This is a genomic window from Bradyrhizobium sp. WSM3983 (genome assembly GCF_000473045.1).
Lineage (GTDB): Bacteria > Pseudomonadota > Alphaproteobacteria > Rhizobiales > Xanthobacteraceae > Bradyrhizobium.
In genome coordinates, this window is the sequence record NZ_KI421489.1 from 231,073 (window position 1) to 248,473 (window position 17,401).

The following is a 17,401-nucleotide window of genomic DNA, read 5'->3' on the forward strand; positions in this document are numbered from 1 at the left end:
GATGGACAGCAATATCCGTGCAATCAAACGGGCGTAGAACTACGTGCATCTAGCCGGTTAGACTGCGTATTGCGTTCACCATCATGTGTCCTGAACAGCGAGATTGACTTGAACGTTACATTCGTCTGCAGCGACATCCGTTCTCGACGAGTGTCTCTACTTGCTTTTGTTGAGAAGCTCATTCATCGTTTGCGCGGCACATAAGAAACGTCTGCGTGTGACTTGAACTCAGGGGCTTCGGTTGTACTACTCCGATCCATCGTCCGGCAGTGACGGCAGCTCGGACTTGCGTTCGACGACTCTGCGGTTGGCATGCCATCGGCAGCAGCGTTTCTCGCGCAGTATCCTGCGACGCTCATCAGTCCAAGTCATGTGCGGTGAAGTCATGTGCCGTGAAGTCATGTGCCGTGCAGTCCAGGCCTTCGCGCTGAAGCCGACCGCGACGCACGCATCGGACATTGGCGGGCATCAGGACTCTCGTGAGACATTCGTGCGCCATGATGAAAAGCGGCTTCGGGGCGCAGCACACGCGTTCCCCGGGGCGAGGTAGGAATTTATGCCGTTGGCACGCGAAGCCGTCGAGCTGCTGGTTCAGGCGGCTAGAGCCTGGTATTTCGAGGGTAATCAACACGGGTTGCGCGATCGGGAATGGATGGCGCTGCGCTTTCTCGGCCGCGCCAATCGCTTCTCGCGCACACCATCCGCGCTCGCCGGCTTCATCGGCGCGACGCGAGCGACCGCATCGCAGATCGTGAAAACGCTGGAGAGCAAGTCCTTCCTGGTGCGAAAACCGTCGCAGGAAGACAAACGCTCTGTCGTGCTGCACGTCACCCCACAGGGTGAGAAATGCCTGAACCAGCACGATCCGATCAATCACGTGGTGAATGCCGTCAATTCGCTCGGCACCGAGGAATGCATCAGGCTGCGCGACTCGCTCCGCGAGGTCCTCAACCATCTCGATGCGGCCCATCAGCGGCTCGATGCCAGCATCTGCCGCGATTGCATGTTCCTGGCCGAGCGCAGCCCCGGCAATGGCAAGGGACGCGCCACCGCCGAGTTCATGTGCCGACTGTATCGTGCGCCCGTCTCGCTCGATGAGACGGAGCTGCTCTGCACCAGCTTCGAGCGAACCCGTGACCGCCCGAAGATCGAGGAGCATCTCGATCGCGCGCGCGTGGCAAGCCAGAGTTGAGGCAGCCACGCTGCTGTGACGCATGACTGCCTCTACATCGTCATTGCGAGCGCAGCGAAGCAATCCAGAGTCTTTCCGCGGAGGGATTCTGGATTGCTTCGCTGCGCTCGCAATGACGGAGTATGAGATAACGGCTTCGCTCTTCCGTTCGCATTTGTATCGCAGACACACCTTGGCAGCCTCGCGGCGCAATTCGCCCGAGCTCTGCTTGATCTCTCCACCCTCTTATCCGAGAGGGCGCAGGGAAGGCCGGGTGCTGACCTCGCACCCGCGGTCCGCTGCGCGAAAGTGTAGCGCAGGAAAACCGCACAGCAGCATACAGGTGGTGCCAATCACTCGGCCTTCCCTGCGCGATGGGTTGACGGCTTATGCCGTGCTCTCCCGGGAGCCGAATTCCTTCTGGCCTCCCTCGCCNCGCGAATTGACGATGCGGTTGACCCGGTTGGGCGCTCCACACCTCCGCGACAGGCTTGGCCGTAGCAACGACGGTCAGGACCACACGGTTTTGCCGTACGCGCGCATCGCCTGATGCCACAGGGTTCGATGGCATCGTGCACGTAGCCATCGAAATGTTGGCGAGACGAACTGAACAGCGCCGCTCATCCACACGCGGTTTCGGGCTCACAGGGACTACCCGCCCTGCCCGCACCATTTCGTGCCGACGCTGCCGCGTCCATCGCAAACCCGGCTCGCAATTCGTGACGACGTACGATCGCCCCTCAAGGATGAGCCGGGATGGGCAACACATACGCCATTTCCGAATTTCGGTAAAGTGTAATATTTTTATGCGGCGGGGTTGACAGGCGGGCGACACAGGCGCCCGCCCCGTAGCCGGGTGGATCGAAGCGAAATCCGGCGTTTTGCCACAAGCACCAGCGGCCCCGGTTTACGCTTCGTCCATCCGCGCTCCGGGAAATGCCGGCACTCCCTTGTATGCATTATCCCAGTTGCCATGGCCGGGCAGTTCGCTTTACATGCCCAGCCCGCCCTCGAGCCACGGCCGGGGCGCAAAAATCACATGACACTTCCGGGGGACGAAGCATGGCGCGTAACATATTGATTCTCGGGGCTTCCTACGGTTCCCTGCTGGGCACCAAGCTGCTGATGGCCGGGCACAACGTGACCCTGGTCTGCCGCGCCAAGACCGCGGAGCTAATCAACCGCGATGGTACCGAGGTACGCATCAAGCTGCGCGACGAGACGGTGCACCGCGCGATCTTCTCGCGCGACCTGCCCGGCAAGCTGGACGCGGTGACCCCCGCCGAGGTCGACGTCTCGCGCTACGACATGGTCGGTCTGGCGATGCAGGAGCCGCAATACACCAACCACACGGTCCGTGTGCTGATGATCAAGATCGCCGCGGCGAAGCTGCCATGCCTCTCGATCATGAACATGCCGCCGCTGCCCTATCTCAAGCGCATCCCGGCACTCGCCGACATGGATCTCGAGGAGGCCTACACCAATGCGCAGGTGTGGGAGCGATTCGAGCCGGGGTTGGTGACGCTGTGCTCGCCCGATCCGCAAGCCTTCCGTCCGCCGGAAGAGGCCGCGAACGTGCTGCATGTCGGCCTGCCCACGAACTTCAAGGCATCGGCCTTCGCCGACGAGAAGCACAACAAGGTGCTGCGGGAGCTCGAAGCCGACATCGACGCGGTGACGCTCGACGGCCACGACGTGCCGGTGAAGCTGAAAGTGTTCGACTCGCTGTTCGTGCCGCTGGCGAAATGGTCGATGCTGCTCACCGGCAATTACCGCTGCATCACGCCGCACGAGCCGCAATCGATCCGTGACGCCGTGCACGGCGACCTCGCGCGCTCACAGACGATCTACGACCATGTCGACGCCATCGCCCGCCGCCTCGGCGCCGATCCTGCGGACCAGGTACCGTTTGCGAAATACGCCAAGGCTGCCGAAAGCCTGCTGAAGCCGTCGTCGGCGGCGCGGGCCGTGGCCAGCGGCGCGCCCTTCATCGAGCGCGTCGACCTTCTGGTGAAGCTGATCTCGCATCAGATCGGCGCGCCGAATGCCGAGATCGACCGCACGGTCGAGACCGTCGACCAGAAGTTGAACGAGAAGATCGTGCAGGGCGGATCGGGCGGGCAGTGACGGGGTTCGGCGCGGCAACACTGCGGCTCATGCGATCACCTGACTGACGGGCCGGCGCAAGGACTTCGGCAACTCCGGCCCGGTGCCGAAACGCACCACGAGATCGGGCAGGCGCGAACCGAGATTGAGATAGGCAGCAAGCTGGCGGCGAAGGCGCGGCACTTCGACCGGCTGATTGACGAAGGCATATTTCAGTCCGAGTGCCGTCGCCTGCAACGCAAAGCGCTGGCAGCCGCGGCCCACCTCGACCCAATGCGCCGCATCGTCATGCTCGGCGACGAACACCGCAAGACCCGCGGAGCTTTCGATGCAGGCGCGATACTTGTCGTTCTCGCCCCGCTCGGTGAACACGAAAGGCAACAGCGGCCGCACCAGCCATCGCGGCAGGGCTGGATTGCCCGACGCGCGCGAGAACAGGCCGTCCATGGTCGCTACCGCCTCCCGCTCGCTGAAGCGCATCCAGGCCTTGAGCTCGTCCATGAACCTGATGTCACGCATCTGCGTCGTATTGCCCTCGACCACGTAATCCGTGACCGCCGCCATCTGCTTGCGATCGGTGATGAGGAGGATTGCGACGCCTTCACCGCGGCTGGCCTGCTCGAGCTCGCGCAGCAGATCGGTCGAGACCGGCTTGCCGTCGTAGACCGCGCGCGTCGACTGCCGGTGCGGGATCGCGGCCAGCAGCGGCGATCGCTCCGCCGAAGCGTTCTCGAAATCGGCCGTGATCGCGTTGGCTTCGAAGCGCAGCGCCGGCCGCAGCCCCAGTGCCAGGGCCGCATGCGTCAGGTTCTCGGCCGCACAACCAAGGCTGACGAAGACATGATGATCGTTCGGGTCGACCGCAGGACAGCGACGCGAGACATCCGGCGCGATGGCGATGCTTCGCGGCCCCACGGTGAAGCGCCAGGGCTGGGTGTTGTGGCTGTTGGCGGCCAGCGTCGCATAACGGACGATTTCGCCGGGGCCGCCTTCGGCGCGCAACGGCGCCCACGTGGCGCGCACCGCCTCCTCGTACGTCATGGCCGCGGCCGCGTGCGACGGCTGCGGCCGCATCGCGGCCGCGCAGGCAACTCCCGCCATGAATCTTCGTCGGGTGACCATGAAAGTCGACACCTCTGCCACAAGGATGCCGCGTGCACGCATCTGCGACATTGACGCTGCGCAAGCCCGGCCAGAAATCAAACCGGCGCGCAGGCCGCCGCGAACGGGTGCGGCGCCTCGATGCAGAGTCGGGCTGCATGCCTCACAATCCAGCGGCAACGAGCGTGCTCTCGCGATCGTGGTCGGCCCGTCGTCCCCTGCGCATCGCCGAGATCGAACGGATCAGGTGGGAATTCGGCCCCTGCGCGTTTCCCCGGGAACCAGGACGACGATCCGCAAGCCCCTACCAGCCGCACTTCTACGGCTTTCGAATCCCGGCTGAAATCCGCCGTGGGCAACGGGGCGTGATTCGTCCTGTTTCGCTCGACGCATCGCGATCGGGTTGTTAAGCCCCGACCGCGAATGACGGGGACTTGAGTCGGGACATGACGGTTGCGATCGAGATGGGGCTGACCACGGCGGGCGCCGGGGCGGCCATGGACCTCGAGGAGCTGCTGGCGACCCGGCTCCTGGTCCAGGGCAATTCCGGCTCCGGCAAGTCGCATCTGCTACGGCGCCTGCTGGAGCAGAGCGCGCCCTGGGTGCAGCAGGCCATCATCGACCCCGAAGGCGATTTCGTCACGCTGGCCGACCGCTTCGGCCATCTCGTGATCGAGGCCGAGGATCACACCGAGCGCGGCCTTCAGGTCGCGGGCGAACGCGCCCGGCTTCATCGGGTCTCTACCGTGCTCAATCTCGAAGGACTGGATGCCGAGAATCAGATGCGGCGCGCAGCCGCGTTCCTCGGCGGCCTGTTTGATGTCGAGCGCGACCATTGGTACCCGATGCTGGTGGTCGTCGACGAAGCGCAGCTGTTTGCGCCGGCAGTCGCGGGCGAAGTGTCGGACGAGGCGCGCAAACTCTCGCTCAGCGCCATGACCAATCTGATGTGCCGCGGCCGCAAACGCGGGCTCGCCGGCATCATCGCGACCCAGCGACTGGCGAAGCTCGCCAAGAATGTCGCTGCGGAAGCCTCGAATTTTTTGATGGGCCGGACCTTCCTCGACATCGACATGGCGCGCGCCGCCGATCTGCTCGGCATGGAGCGGCGGCAGGCGGAAGCCTTTCGCGATCTCGAACGCGGGCAGTTCATGGCGCTCGGACCCGCGCTGTCGCGCCGTCCGCTGCGTCTGAACATCGGCCCCACCGACACCAGCCCGCGCAATTCGACGCCACGGCTGATGCCGATGCCGGAAGCGGCGCTGGAGGACGCGCGCGCCGTGATCCTGGCCGCGCCGCCGCCGGATGCCAGCCGGCCGCAGCGCCGGCCGGCGCCGGACCTGCTCGAGCAGCTCCGCGCGGCAAAGGCGGCAGCTCCCGAGATCAGCCCCGAAATGGTCGAGGTCCCCGTCAGTGCCGAAGAGCTCGCGGAACGGCGCGAGCGCGTGGATCGTACGCTGCGCGCCGTGCTGGCCGCGCCCGATGCCGGCTTCCGCGCCATCGGCGTGCTTTACCAGGAATTCGTGGTCCGCTGCCGCATCGAGGGCCTCGGCGCGGCCGTGCCTGATTTGGGCGAATTCCGCCGCATGCTGACCCACGCGCGCGCCGGGCTTGGCACCGAGATCGCCGAGGACGATTCCTGGCAGGAGGTGATGCTGCGCGCTTCGATCCTGCCCGACGACATGCAGGGCGTGTTCATGATGATCGCGCGTGCTGCCAAGGAAGGCTGGCCCTGCCCCGGCGATGCCGCGATCGCCCGCGCCTATGGCTCGCATTCGCTGCGCCGGGCTCAGCGGCTGCTCGGCTACATGGAGGAGCAGGGCCTGATCGTGGTCCAGCTCGACGGCGGCGGACGCAGATTCGTGACGCTGGTGGAATTGGCCTGGGCGACTGCGCCGGGCGATCCCAATGGCGACGATCTGCCGACGGAGCCGATGCCGAGCGCGGCGTCGACCTGACTGCTGCCACAGAAAAGGTGCGCTCCCTCTCCCGCTTGCGGGCAGGGCAATCGCATATGAAAACTTGTCCCTGCGGCCATCCTTCGAGACGCCCGCTTTGGGCGGGCTCCTCAGGATGAGGGCGGAGTATGCGGCAGCAGTTTCAAAGGGGCACTGGCGCTGGTTAGCCTCATCCTGAGGAGGCGCGTAAGCGCCGTCTCGAAGGACGAGGCGTGCGCGCAGGTCGCCGCAACGAGTCATATGCGATTGCCCTGCGCTTGCGGGAGAGGGTTGGGGAGAGGGTGTCTCCACAGTGAGGCTCCCCAAGACGAGAAAGCCCTCACCCGCGCCTTCGGCGCGACCTCTCCCGCAAGCGGGAGAGGTTACGAACCCCGCGGCAATAGAACGCCCCAGCTACGGTGAGGCGGAACGTCAGCGGCTCGACCGGGTGCAGCACGTAGTCCATCACGCCATTCCGGCAGACCGCGATCGGTGCGACGCCGCCGATGCAGAGATTGTACAGGGTGCCGGTCTTGAGCAGCGAACCATAGGCATAGGTGATCTGGTTTGCCTGCGTGTTGAAAAGATTGAGCACGTCGAGCTGGATGCGCCAGCCGTTGTCAGCGCGATAGCCGAGGCGGCCATTGAAGATGCTGATCGCTGATGAGCGGAACGCATTGTCTTCCGTCAGCGGGCTCGCCGCCAGATAGCGCCAGCGCACGCCGCCGAACCAGCCGGTCTTGTCGCCGAGCGTGATGCCGGCGGACGCCACCATCGGCGGTGCGTTCGGAATATAGTTGCCGGGCGCATTGCCGATCTGCGCCTCGGGATAGCCGGCCAGCGAGGCATAGACCTCCGCCTGGTCGCTGTCGGTGCCGCGAAAGCGCACATGCGTCATCGCGAGGTCGGCATCGATGTCGATCCAGGATCTTGGGCGGTAATGGTTGGTCCACTCGAACCCGTAACGGCGGCTGGCGCGTGTCGCCTCGGTATCGCCGGCATCGCCCGAGAACAGGATCTCGGAATCCTGGTCGAGGATAAAGACGCTGAAGGAGCTATCGAGCCCAGGGATGATTCTCGTGCGAACGCCAACCTCTGCACCGCGCGTGCGCACCAGCAGCGGTGACGGCGAGAGTTTTGTGCCGGGATCGCTCGGGTCTTCCGTCGTGGTCGCACCGCGCGCATCATTCGAATGCATGCCATAGCCGGCGCCGAGGAAGAATTCGGTCTGGTTGAAGGGCCCGAGTACCACCCTGAATTTCGGGCTGCCGAGCGAGGCGTTGACGCTGCCGGAGTTGTTCGAATTGAACAGCGAGGTGACGTCGGCGGCGTAGTAGTCGCCGCGCCAGCCGACCGTGGTCCGGAGCCAGTCGGTCCAGCGCACGGTGTTCTCGGCATAAACGCCGACGCTGCCCTCGCCCACCTTGTCGCTGCGGATATTTGACAGGAAACCGCGCTGGGATGTGTTGGAGAGCGCGAGGTCGATCGCATCGTAGCGCGATTGCAAACCAAATGTCGTCTGCATCGGCAGGCCAGCGAACGAGCCGTTTAGCGTGCGCGAGATGTTGGCGCCGGCCATCAGGCGGTCGTCGTGCTGGTGAAACTGGTCGCCGAAGACGGAATCGCTGAGGAAGTAGGTGAAGTTGTTGAAGAGGTCGAGCTGGCTCTTCACTACATAAGCATTCGCTTTCCAGGAGCCGAGATCGTCGCTCTGCGCCACGCGGCCCGACAGCGCAAAGCGGTTGGTGTTGCCGCCGTCGGTCGGATCCTCCGCGCCGAAGCGGTCGAGAAAACCGCTGGTGATCGCGCGTTGCGGCACCTGATCAGTCGAATTCCATTTGTTCGTGTAGGCCATGCCGGTGACGGAGACGCCGTCGGTCGCGGTGCCCTGGCTGTAACGCACGAGCCCGTTGAGCTTGCGCATATTGTCCGGATTGTCCCAGGGACCATTATGGGCGCCGATCTCGCTGGCAACGAGCAACGACCCATCACCCACTTTGGTAGAATTCATGCCGAGCAGACGAAGATAGCCAAAGCTGCCGACGGTCACTTGCGCGAGGCCTTTTTCGGTGCGGTCGATCAGGCCGACACGAATGCTGCCGACCGAGGCGAAATCACCCTCGTCGGCGAAATACGGCCCCTTGCGCACGTCCATCGCGCCGATGGTCTCTGGGATCAGCCAGTTCAGGTCGGCATAGCCCTGGCCATGTGCATGCGTGCGCATGTTGACAGGGACATCGTCGACATAGATCGCGAGATCGGTGCCGTGATCGAGATTATAGCCGCGCAGAAAATACTGGTTGGCTTTGCCCTCGCCGGAATGCTGGGTGACGATCAACCCCGGCACGGCTTCGAGCGCCTCGCCCGGCCGCGTGAAGATGCGGGCATTGATCGCTTCGCCGGAGAAGGTCATTTCGCTCGCCATGCTCGGTGGGCCCTTTGCGCCGGAGGCAACGCTCGTGCCATCCGCGGCCGGACTTGGCGCTGGCGCAGCCGCTACCGACCGCGCCGCCACGGCCGGTCTGCTGACGCGTCGCGGCGTGGGTGGCTTCTTGTGCCGCGGCGCGTCGCCACCACTGACCTCGACGGGCGGCAATTGTTGTGCGGCACCAGCCCTACTCTGCGCAAAGGTTTTGCCGCTATCCGCGAGAAGGACACAAGCGGAGAGAGCCGTCAGCGCACCGTAGCGCCAGCCAAAATCACACCGCCTCGGTCGCATCAGGAAATTCCAGACCTTTGGGAGCGTTCCTGCGGCCGACTGCAAACATGCGGCGGTAGAGCACGCTCGAGACCAGCCAGGCGATCACGAACAGCGCGATCACGGCGAAGCCGACATTCGCAAGCGAGTCGTTGAGGCTATCGACCAGCGCCCACACGCCGCCGGACAGACCCAGCCTGTCAGCGATCAGGCCAAGCGCTTCGATGCCGCCGATGAACAGCGCAACCGCGACGGAGGCGCCGGTGATCGTGAGGTTGTACCAGAGCTTGCGCATGGGATCGACGAAGGCCCAGCGATAGGCGCTGACCATCAGCGCGGAGTCGGCCGTGTCGACCAACGCCATGCCTGAAGCGAACAGCGCGGGGAAGACCAGGATGTCGGCGAGCGAAGCACCGCGCGCGGCTTCCGCAGCCGAGATGCTGAGAAGGCCGATCTCGGTCGCGGTGTCGAAGCCGAGCCCAAACAAGAGGCCGAGCGGAAACATGTGCCATGGTTTTGTGACCAGGCGGAACATCGGGCCGAGCAGGCGCGCGAGAAATCCGCGATTGGCGAGCAACGCGTCGAGCCCGGAGGCGTCGTGAACGCCCTGCTCGCGAGCCATGCGAAACGTCCGCCACAGGCCGGCGAAGATGGCGAGATTGATGGCGGCGATCACCAGCAGGAACAGCGCCGATACCGAGGTGCCGATCAGGCCGCCGATATCCCTCAGCAGGCTGTCGCCGCCGAGACTGACGACACCCAGTGCCAGCAGCATCGTTGCGACCACGACCACGCTGGAATGGCCGAGCGCGAAGTAGAGGCCGACGCTGCGCGGCGTATCACCTGCCTGCATCAGCTTGCGCACGACATTGTCGATGGCGGCGATATGGTCCGCATCGACGGCATGACGCAGGCCGAACACCCAGGCGAGCAGCGCGGTCGCCATCACCGCGGGACGATCGCCGAACAGCGCAAAAGCCCAGGCCCATGCGACGATGTTGGCGGCAATGAGCCCGCCGAACAGCAGCACCATTCCGGGCTCGGCCGCCCGCACAGACCATCGCGTCACGACACGCATTCCGCCGCACGCCCCATTGCGCCAATGGTATGATATTCTCACAAGATGGTCATACTGACCAGTGCAATCCGGGAGGGGCGGCACGGCTTTGCAGCAGTGCTTGCAGCCATCCTTCGAGACGCCCCGCTGCGCAGGCTCCTCAGGATGAGGACTTGTTTTGCGGCGAGATGCCAGACCCTCATGGTGAGGAGCCCGCGCAAGCGGGCGTCTCGAACCATCAGGCCGAGATCAAGCTACGCCGCCTCGGAGCCACCCAGATACGCGTCACGCACGCGGGGATCATCTTTCAGCGTGCGCGCCGAGCCCGACAGCACGATCTTGCCGGTCTGGAGCACATAGGCCTCGTGCGCGATCTCGAGCGCGAGGCTGGCGTTCTGCTCGACCATGAAGACCGAAACGCCCTCCTGGTTGATGGTGCGGATCAGCTCCAGCACGCGGTCGACATAGAGTGGCGACAGGCCCATGGTCGGCTCGTCCATCACGATCAAGCGCGGCCGGCTCATCAGCGCGCGCGCCATCGCGACCATCTGCTGCTCGCCGCCGGAGAGCGAACCGGCGCGCTGCGACAGTCGTTGCCCGAGCTTCGGAAACAGCGTCAACATCTTGTCGAGGTCTTGCGCGATCGCCTCGCGGTCGTTGCGCACGAAGGCGCCCATCAAAATATTCTCGCGGACGCTCATGTCGGCGAACAGCCGCCGCGCCTCCGGCACCGAGGCGATGCCGCGGCGAACGATCTGCGGTGTGGTGAGCCCGATCAGCGAGGCGCCGTCGAACGTCACCTCGCCCGCGCGCGGTTTTACCAGGCCCAGAATGATCTTCATGGTCGTCGACTTGCCGCTGGCATTGCCGCCGAGCAGGCAGACGATGTGGCCGCTGCCGACGGTGATGGACAGGTCGAAATGCACCTGGGCCTGGCCGTAGAACGTGTTGACGTTCGTCAGCGCCAGCAGCGGTTCGGGCGTGCTCGTGGTCATGCCGCGCTCTCCTGCTCTGCCGTCCCCGACAGGCCGTGGCCGAGATAGGCCTCGATCACCTTGGGATCGCTGCGCACCTCTTCGCCCGGCCCTTCCGCGATCTTCTTGCCCTCGTCCATGACGAGGACGCGGTCGGAGAGCCGCATCACCATCTCCAGCTTGTGCTCGATCAGGAGGATGGTCAGCCCCTCCGCCTTCAGCTCGGCGACGAGCCCCTGCATCTCCGCGGTCTCGCTCGGGTTCATGCCGGCGGTGGGCTCGTCGAGCAGCAACAGGCGCGGCTCCAGCGCAAGCGCTCGCGCAATTTCGACGCGGCGGCGGTTGGCGTAGGACAGGCTGTAGGCAGGCTGATCGATCCGTGGCAACAGCCGTTCGCCGAAGCGGGCGAGAATGATCTTCACCTCTTCGCGCAGCCGCTCTTCCTCGGCTTTGACGCTGGAAGGGCGCAACAGCGCCAGGCCCAACTCGAGCAGCGGGCCGATCACCGGCACGGCCGGTTTCACCGCACGCAGCCGCGTGTGAGCGCCGATCAGGACGTTGTCCATCACGCTGAGATTGCCGAAGACGCGGCCGAGCTGGAAGGTGCGCGCGATGCCCTGCGCCGCCAGCCGTTCCGGCGAGAGACCGGTGATGTCCTGTCCCTCGAAACGAACCTCGCCCGCATCCGGCCGGTCGAGCCCGGTCACGAGATTGAACAGCGTCGTCTTGCCGGCGCCGTTCGGGCCGATGATGCTGACAAGCCCGCCCTTGGCGAGATCGAGATCGATGCCGTCCACGGCCGTGAGGCCGCCGAAGCGGCGGGTCAGCCCGCGCAGGGACAACAGCGGTGCAGCGTGCGCCTCCGCCATCAGATCGTCCCCAACAGGCCCTGCGGCCTGAATCGCACCAGCAGCAGCAGCACGATGCCGTAGATCAGGATGCGATATTCAGCGGCGATCCGGAACACCTCCGGCAGGCCGACCAGCGCGACCGCTCCGACGATGGCGCCGACGACATTGCCGAGACCGCCGAGGATCACGACGGTCAGCGCCAGGATGGACTGCTGCGTGTTGAAGGTTTCGTGGTTGATGTAGGAATAGAGATGCGCGGCGATGCCGCCGCTGACGCCGGCTGCAAACCCGCCGAAGATGAAGGCGAGCGATTTATAGCGATTCAGGCTGATTCCATAGGCGCGCGCGGCGATGTCGTCGTCGCGGATGGCACGAAAGCTGCGGCCGAGATGCGATGAGAGCAGGCGCGCCTGGAGCAGCGCAAGCACGACCATCACGGCAAAGCTGAACCAGTACACAGACGTCGGGCTGATCAGATCGTAGCCGAACAGCGACAGCGGCGGGATGCCGGAGATGCCGATCGGGCCGCGCGTGACGCTCTCCCAGTTCAAAATCACCAGCGACACGATCTCGCCGATCGCGAGCGTCGCGATCGAGACGTAATGCCCGCGCAGGCGGAACGACGGCGAGATCAGGATGGTGCCGAGCGCGGCGCTCATCAGGCCGCCGACGATGATGGCGAGACCGACGGGAACGGAGAGCGTCAGCGACAGCAGCGCGGAGGTATAAGCGCCGATCGCAAGCAGCGCCGCGTGCCCGAGCGAAACCTGTCCGATCGTGCCGGCCACCAGCGTGAGGCTCAGCGCGAGCATGCCGAGCAGCCAGGCGTTGATCAGGGTCTGGAGTACGTAGAACGACACCGGCAGCAGCGGCAAAACCGCGAACGCGGCGACCGCGACCAGCAAGACCCAGCGCGGAATGCGCACGGGGCGGCTCGGCGCAATGAACGTGCCGGTGAGCGGCTCAGGCGGCGCCTGCCGCGCGCTGGCGAACAGGCCGTTCGGCCGCAGCACGAGAACGACGACCAGCAGCAGGAAGGCGAACAGATTGCGGTAGCTGGTGCCGAACACGGCGACGCCGTAGCTCTCGACCAGCCCCAGCAGCAGGCTGCCGACGACAGCGCCGGGTACATTGCCGGCGCCACCGACCACTTCGGCGACGACGCCCTTGAGCGTCGCCTGCAAGCTCATCGCGGTGTCGATCTGGTTGTAGTACATGCCGACCAGCAGGCCGGAGACACCGCCAAGCGCAGCCGCAATGCCGAACACGGCCTGATTGACGCGATTGACGTCGACGCCCATCTGCATCGCGGCGTCGCGGTCCTGCGAAGCCGCGCGCACCGCCCAACCGAGCTTGCTGTAGCGCAAGAACACGAACAGCAGCAGCGCGCTGCTGATGCCGACGCCGGCGATCAGCAGATCAAGCGGCCCGATCGTGCCGCCGCCGACCTGGAAGCGCACGTCCGGCAATTGGCTCGGCAGCGCACGCGGATTGGGCGAGAAGGTCAGCATCACCAGCTGATCGAGCACGAAGCTGATGCCGATCGTTGCCAGCAGCGGAGCGATGCGCACCGAGTTCTGCAGCGGACGCAGGCCGAACCGCTCGATGATCAGCCCGACCAGTGCGGCCACCACCGCGACGAAGATAATCGTAAGCGGCAGCGGCGTATGCAGCTGCACCACCGCGACCCAGCCGATATAGGCACCGACCAGATAGATCGATCCCTGCGCAAAGTTGATCAGCCGGCTGACGCCGAAGATCAGCGCGAGCCCGACCGCAACGAGGGCGTAGACATTACCGACGATCAGCCCGTTGATGGTGTAGTCGAGCCAGGAAGACACGCAATGGTCCCAATCAGAGAAGAGCGGCTGGAGCGAGCGCTCCAGCCATCATGTCAGGTCGGCTTGCCGTCCCAAAGCGCAAACTGGCCTTTGCGAACGACGAGCTCGGCATTCATCGCGCCCTTGACCCGGCGGCTCGCGACGTCGAACGTCGCGGTGCCGAAGATGACGCTCGGAACGTCTTTGACCTTGGTGAAGGCGTCGCGAATCGCCTTGCGATCGGTGCCGCCGATCTTCACCACGGCAGCCGCCATGTTCATTGCATCATAGGCATAGGCGTTGAATGCATCGGGCTCGAGCCCGTTGTACTTCTTCTTGAAGCCGGCGATGAATTTCTGCACCTCGGGCCGCGGATCTTCCGGGAAGTAGCGCGTGCCGACATGGACGTCCTCGACCGCGTCGCCGCCGAGTTCGAGGAATTTCGGCGAGTAGACCGAACTCGCGGCGCAGATCACCTGCTTGAGCCCGACCTGCCGCGCCTGGCGCGCGATCAGCGCGCCGTCGGAATAGTAGGAGATCAGGACCAGCCCGTCCGGATTGGCGTCGCGGACGCGCACCAGCGTGGAGCGGAAGTCGCGCTCCTCGGCGATATAGCCCTCGGTGACGACGATCTCCGCGCCATATTCCTTGGCGGCGTTGTTGAAATAGTCGCGGCTGGTGCGGCCCCAATCGGTGTTGAGGTGCAGCACCGCTAGCTTCTTCAGGCCGAGCTTCTTCACGGCATAGGCCGCCAGCAGCGGCTGCTCGTCGGCCTGGCTGACCGACGTGCTCCACATGAAGTCGCCGCCCTTGGTGAAGTCAGGGTGCGAATTGGTGAAGCCGAACTGCACGAGGCCGCCGCGCTGATAGATCGGCGAGGCCGCCATCGAGGCGGGACTCGAGAAATCGCCGAGCTCCAGGACGATGCGGGGATCGGACACGAATTTCTGGGCGATTGCCACCGACTGGCGCGGGTCGCTCTGGCTGTCCTCGAAGGTATAGGCGAGCTTGCGGCCGTTGACGCCGCCACTGGCCAGGATATCGTCGAGCGCGAGATCAAAGCCCTGCTTCCACTGCGTGCCATATTGCGCGTTCGGTCCTGTGAGGGGACCGCTGACGCCGAGCAGGATCGGCTCCGCGGTGTCAGCGAACGCGGCACGCGAGAGCGCTGTTCCCGTTATTGCGGCGGCCAGCGAGCCCTTGACCAGGGTTCGGCGATTGATGTTGCTCATGCGAGGCTCCATCCAGTCAGGCGTTACAGACAAGCAGCAATTCTTGTGCCGGTGAGATTGGCTATTTCGAGGGCTCGCCGAGCGACAGCATCAGCCGGTTTGCCCAGTTGAAGAACGAGGCGCCGTTGATGACGTCGACGATCTCCGCGTCGTCGAGGCCCGCTTGGCGCAGCTCCCTGATATTGTCAGGGCCGAACGCGATCGGCGTCGAGGCCAGCGCCACCGACGCCTTGACCACGGCGTTCCAGCGCTCGCCGAGATCGGCGCTGACGCCTTCGTCGAGCAGCTTCTGCACATCGTCACGTCGCTTGGAGTAGGTGCTGGCGAAGCGCGCATGCACCGAGGCGCAATAGATGCAGCCGTTGTAGCGCGAGGTCGCAGCTGCCGCGAGCTCACGCTCGGCGCGCGGCAGGCCGTCGGCGACGTTGTAGAAGATGTCCTTGTCGGTCTTGGTGCGGGCTTCCAGCACCTCGGGATCGCGCACCAGCAGACGGAAGTACTCCGACTTGGCGCGCGCGCGATCGACAAGGCCGGCGAAATGACGCTCGGTCAGCTCGGCCTCGGGCAGCGGATCGATCCAGGAGACCCAGCCGAGCTCATCCTGGGTGAAGACGACGGGCGGATTGACGGTGGCGCTCATGATGCGGCCTCCTCTTATGCATTCGCCGCGGCGAGCGTGCGCAAGCCGCTGACGACCCGCACCTGGAACGACAGGAACGCGACGAGTTGGGAGAAGGTGACGATGCCGGTGTTCGACCAGCCGGCGGCAAGCAGCGCCTTCATGTCGGCCGACGCCGCATCGCGCGGCCGGAATACCAGGAGATGCGCGTGCTCGAGCGCCGCGACGAGCCTGGTGCCGAGGCTCGATTTACTCGCCGCACTCACGCGATAAATCAGGCCAGCGGTGTTCTCGACCGACAGCGGACCGGCAGGAAAGGAGCCGTATGGACCAAAGGTCTTGCCCCGTGCAATCTCGGCGTCGATCGCCTCAAGCAGGGCCGCGCCACCCGCGGTCGTTGCGAGCTTCTCGCGATAGAACGTCGCAACAGTGGATTCGCCATGGAGCCCGGTCACGAAAGCCGCGACCGCGGCGCGTTCGAGCAGCGAGACATTGCCGGCGTCGATTGGTTCGAACAGCGAAAGATAGCTCTTCTGCGCGTTCTCGCGCGCCTGCAGGCGCCGTGCGCGGATGCCATCCAGTGCCGATCCCGGTTTGATTCCGGCAAGCGTGTCGATGATATCCGTCGTAGCCATCATTCAGCCTCGTGCAACGTATTCACATTCATGGCGACTAGCCCGCCAGCGCCACGTCGGGCGCGGTCCGGGTCCAGCCCAGCGCCGGCGCGATCTTGTCCGCCACCAGCTCGATCGAGCGCAGGACGTAGGGGTGCGGCGCATCGACCGAATGGACCTGGAAGACCAGATCGGTCACCCGCCCCAGCGTCGCATCGGTGCGCAGCGAGGCAATGACCTCGTCGGCGCCGCCGACATGGGTGTCGAACGCTGTGATCATCTCCTCCAGCGTCTCGCCCGGGGGCAGGTGACCACCCTTCATGAACTGCGGCAGCGCACGGCGCAGCCCGGCATCGGCGAGTCGCAGCGCCTCGCGATGATCGTCGGCGACGAACACGCTGCGCGACGCCATGATGCGCGGCTCGCAGCCCTGTGGCAGCGCTTCGAGATAGGCGTCGATGATCGGGTTCTGGATCTCGGCGAGCGTGGCCTTTGGCGCGTCCTTGGCCCGCGGCTGGGTGCGCGACAGCAGCAGGCCGTCACCGGCCTTGCCGGCGCGCGCGCCGCCCGCCACCGAGAACGTCGCCTGCCAGATGCGCTTGTCCAGTTGCGGCCGCTGCGGATAGAGCGTGTCGCCGCCGTCGAGCGGCTTGCCGGTCAGCGCCTTGCGGACGATTTCCAGATTGCGCGCAAAGATCTCGTTGCGCTGGGTGCAGTCGAGACCAAAGGCGGTGAAGGCGGACGGGTTGCCACCGGTACCGACACCAAGCTCGAACCGGCCGTTGCAGAGCAGATCGAGCACCGCAGCGTCCTCCGCCACGCGGACCGCGCTCTCCAGCGGCAAGGTGACGATGCCGGTGCCAAGCCGAATGCGCGAGGTCTGCGCCGCGACGTAGCCAAGGAAGGTGAAAGGCGACGGCAGGCCGCCCTCGCGCTCGTGAAAATGGTGCTGCGCGATCCAAGCGGAATCGAGACCCGCCTGCTCGGCGCGCACGATCTGCTCGGCGGCGAAGCGATACCGCTCCGCCGGCGGGGCTTCATCCAGAAGCCGCGTGAAGAACCCCAGGCGTTTCAGGTTGGCAAAGCGTTTCATACGACCCCTGTCGGGCGAGGATGGCCACGGCCCCCGATGATGTCGGTTGCCGCGGCCCGAGACAAGCGGGCAATGCGCAAGGCTGCCCGCCAGGTTCGCGGGCCCGCGCTGGGCTTCGGCTGGGCAGA

13 protein-coding genes are annotated in these 17,401 nt (G+C 65.2%); 3 read left to right on the forward strand and 10 right to left on the reverse strand.

What is annotated here, in order from left to right; genetic code table 11:
• The first annotated feature begins 556 nt into the window (after positions 1 to 556).
• Positions 557 to 1,192 carry a MarR family winged helix-turn-helix transcriptional regulator gene (locus YUA_RS0141910; protein WP_027535988.1) on the forward strand — a complete coding sequence of 212 codons (636 nt, stop codon included), beginning with the start codon at positions 557 to 559 and terminating at the stop codon, positions 1,190 to 1,192.
• A gap of 1,041 nt (positions 1,193 to 2,233) precedes the next feature.
• Positions 2,234 to 3,298, forward strand: coding sequence for a ketopantoate reductase family protein (locus tag YUA_RS0141915; protein ID WP_027535989.1), 1,065 nt, complete (start codon positions 2,234 to 2,236; stop codon positions 3,296 to 3,298).
• Positions 3,299 to 3,325: 27 nt separating this feature from the next.
• Here the strand turns inward: YUA_RS0141915 and YUA_RS0141920 are convergent, their stop codons facing one another.
• Entirely contained in the window at positions 3,326 to 4,378 is a 1,053-nt protein-coding gene (locus tag YUA_RS0141920; RefSeq protein ID WP_084293262.1) for a Tat pathway signal protein, read from the reverse strand.
• 446 nt (positions 4,379 to 4,824) lie between these two features.
• Between YUA_RS0141920 and YUA_RS0141925 the strand changes: the two genes are divergently transcribed.
• Entirely contained in the window at positions 4,825 to 6,336 is a 1,512-nt protein-coding gene (locus tag YUA_RS0141925; RefSeq protein WP_027535991.1) for an ATP-binding protein, read from the forward strand.
• Between the two features lie 319 nt (positions 6,337 to 6,655).
• Here YUA_RS0141925 and YUA_RS46710 read toward each other — a convergent pair whose 3' ends face one another.
• From YUA_RS46710 to YUA_RS0141970, 9 genes are all read right to left on the reverse strand, one after another.
• Complete coding sequence (locus tag YUA_RS46710) at positions 6,656 to 9,034, reverse strand: TonB-dependent receptor (protein ID WP_084293234.1); 2,379 nt, start codon at positions 9,032 to 9,034, stop codon at positions 6,656 to 6,658.
• Positions 9,015 to 10,091 (reverse strand): HoxN/HupN/NixA family nickel/cobalt transporter, encoded by a 1,077-nt coding sequence (locus YUA_RS0141935; protein ID WP_084293236.1) that lies wholly within the window; start codon positions 10,089 to 10,091, stop codon positions 9,015 to 9,017. Before YUA_RS0141935 ends, YUA_RS46710 begins: the two co-directional genes overlap by 20 nt.
• 233 nt (positions 10,092 to 10,324) lie before the next feature.
• Positions 10,325 to 11,065, reverse strand: coding sequence for an ABC transporter ATP-binding protein (locus YUA_RS0141940; RefSeq protein WP_027535993.1), 741 nt, complete (start codon positions 11,063 to 11,065; stop codon positions 10,325 to 10,327).
• Positions 11,062 to 11,913 (reverse strand): ABC transporter ATP-binding protein, encoded by an 852-nt coding sequence (locus YUA_RS0141945; protein WP_027535994.1) that lies wholly within the window; start codon positions 11,911 to 11,913, stop codon positions 11,062 to 11,064. Before YUA_RS0141945 ends, YUA_RS0141940 begins: the two co-directional genes overlap by 4 nt.
• Positions 11,913 to 13,736, reverse strand: a complete 1,824-nt coding sequence (locus YUA_RS0141950) for an ABC transporter permease (protein WP_027535995.1) — start codon at positions 13,734 to 13,736, stop codon at positions 11,913 to 11,915. Before YUA_RS0141950 ends, YUA_RS0141945 begins: the two co-directional genes overlap by 1 nt.
• 53 nt (positions 13,737 to 13,789) lie before the next feature.
• On the reverse strand, positions 13,790 to 14,947 hold the full coding sequence (locus tag YUA_RS0141955) for an ABC transporter substrate-binding protein (RefSeq protein ID WP_035973133.1): 1,158 nt from the start codon (positions 14,945 to 14,947) through the stop codon (positions 13,790 to 13,792).
• Between the two features lie 61 nt (positions 14,948 to 15,008).
• Entirely contained in the window at positions 15,009 to 15,587 is a 579-nt protein-coding gene (locus YUA_RS0141960; protein WP_027535997.1) for an alkylhydroperoxidase domain protein, read from the reverse strand.
• Positions 15,588 to 15,601: 14 nt separating this feature from the next.
• Positions 15,602 to 16,201: a CMD domain protein gene (locus tag YUA_RS0141965; protein WP_035973135.1), complete on the reverse strand. Its 600-nt coding sequence runs from the start codon at positions 16,199 to 16,201 to the stop codon at positions 15,602 to 15,604.
• 37 nt (positions 16,202 to 16,238) lie between these two features.
• A complete protein-coding gene (locus YUA_RS0141970) occupies positions 16,239 to 17,273 on the reverse strand; it encodes a putative FMN-dependent luciferase-like monooxygenase (protein WP_027535999.1) in 1,035 nt (344 codons plus the stop codon).
• Between the last annotated feature and the right edge of the window lie 128 nt (positions 17,274 to 17,401).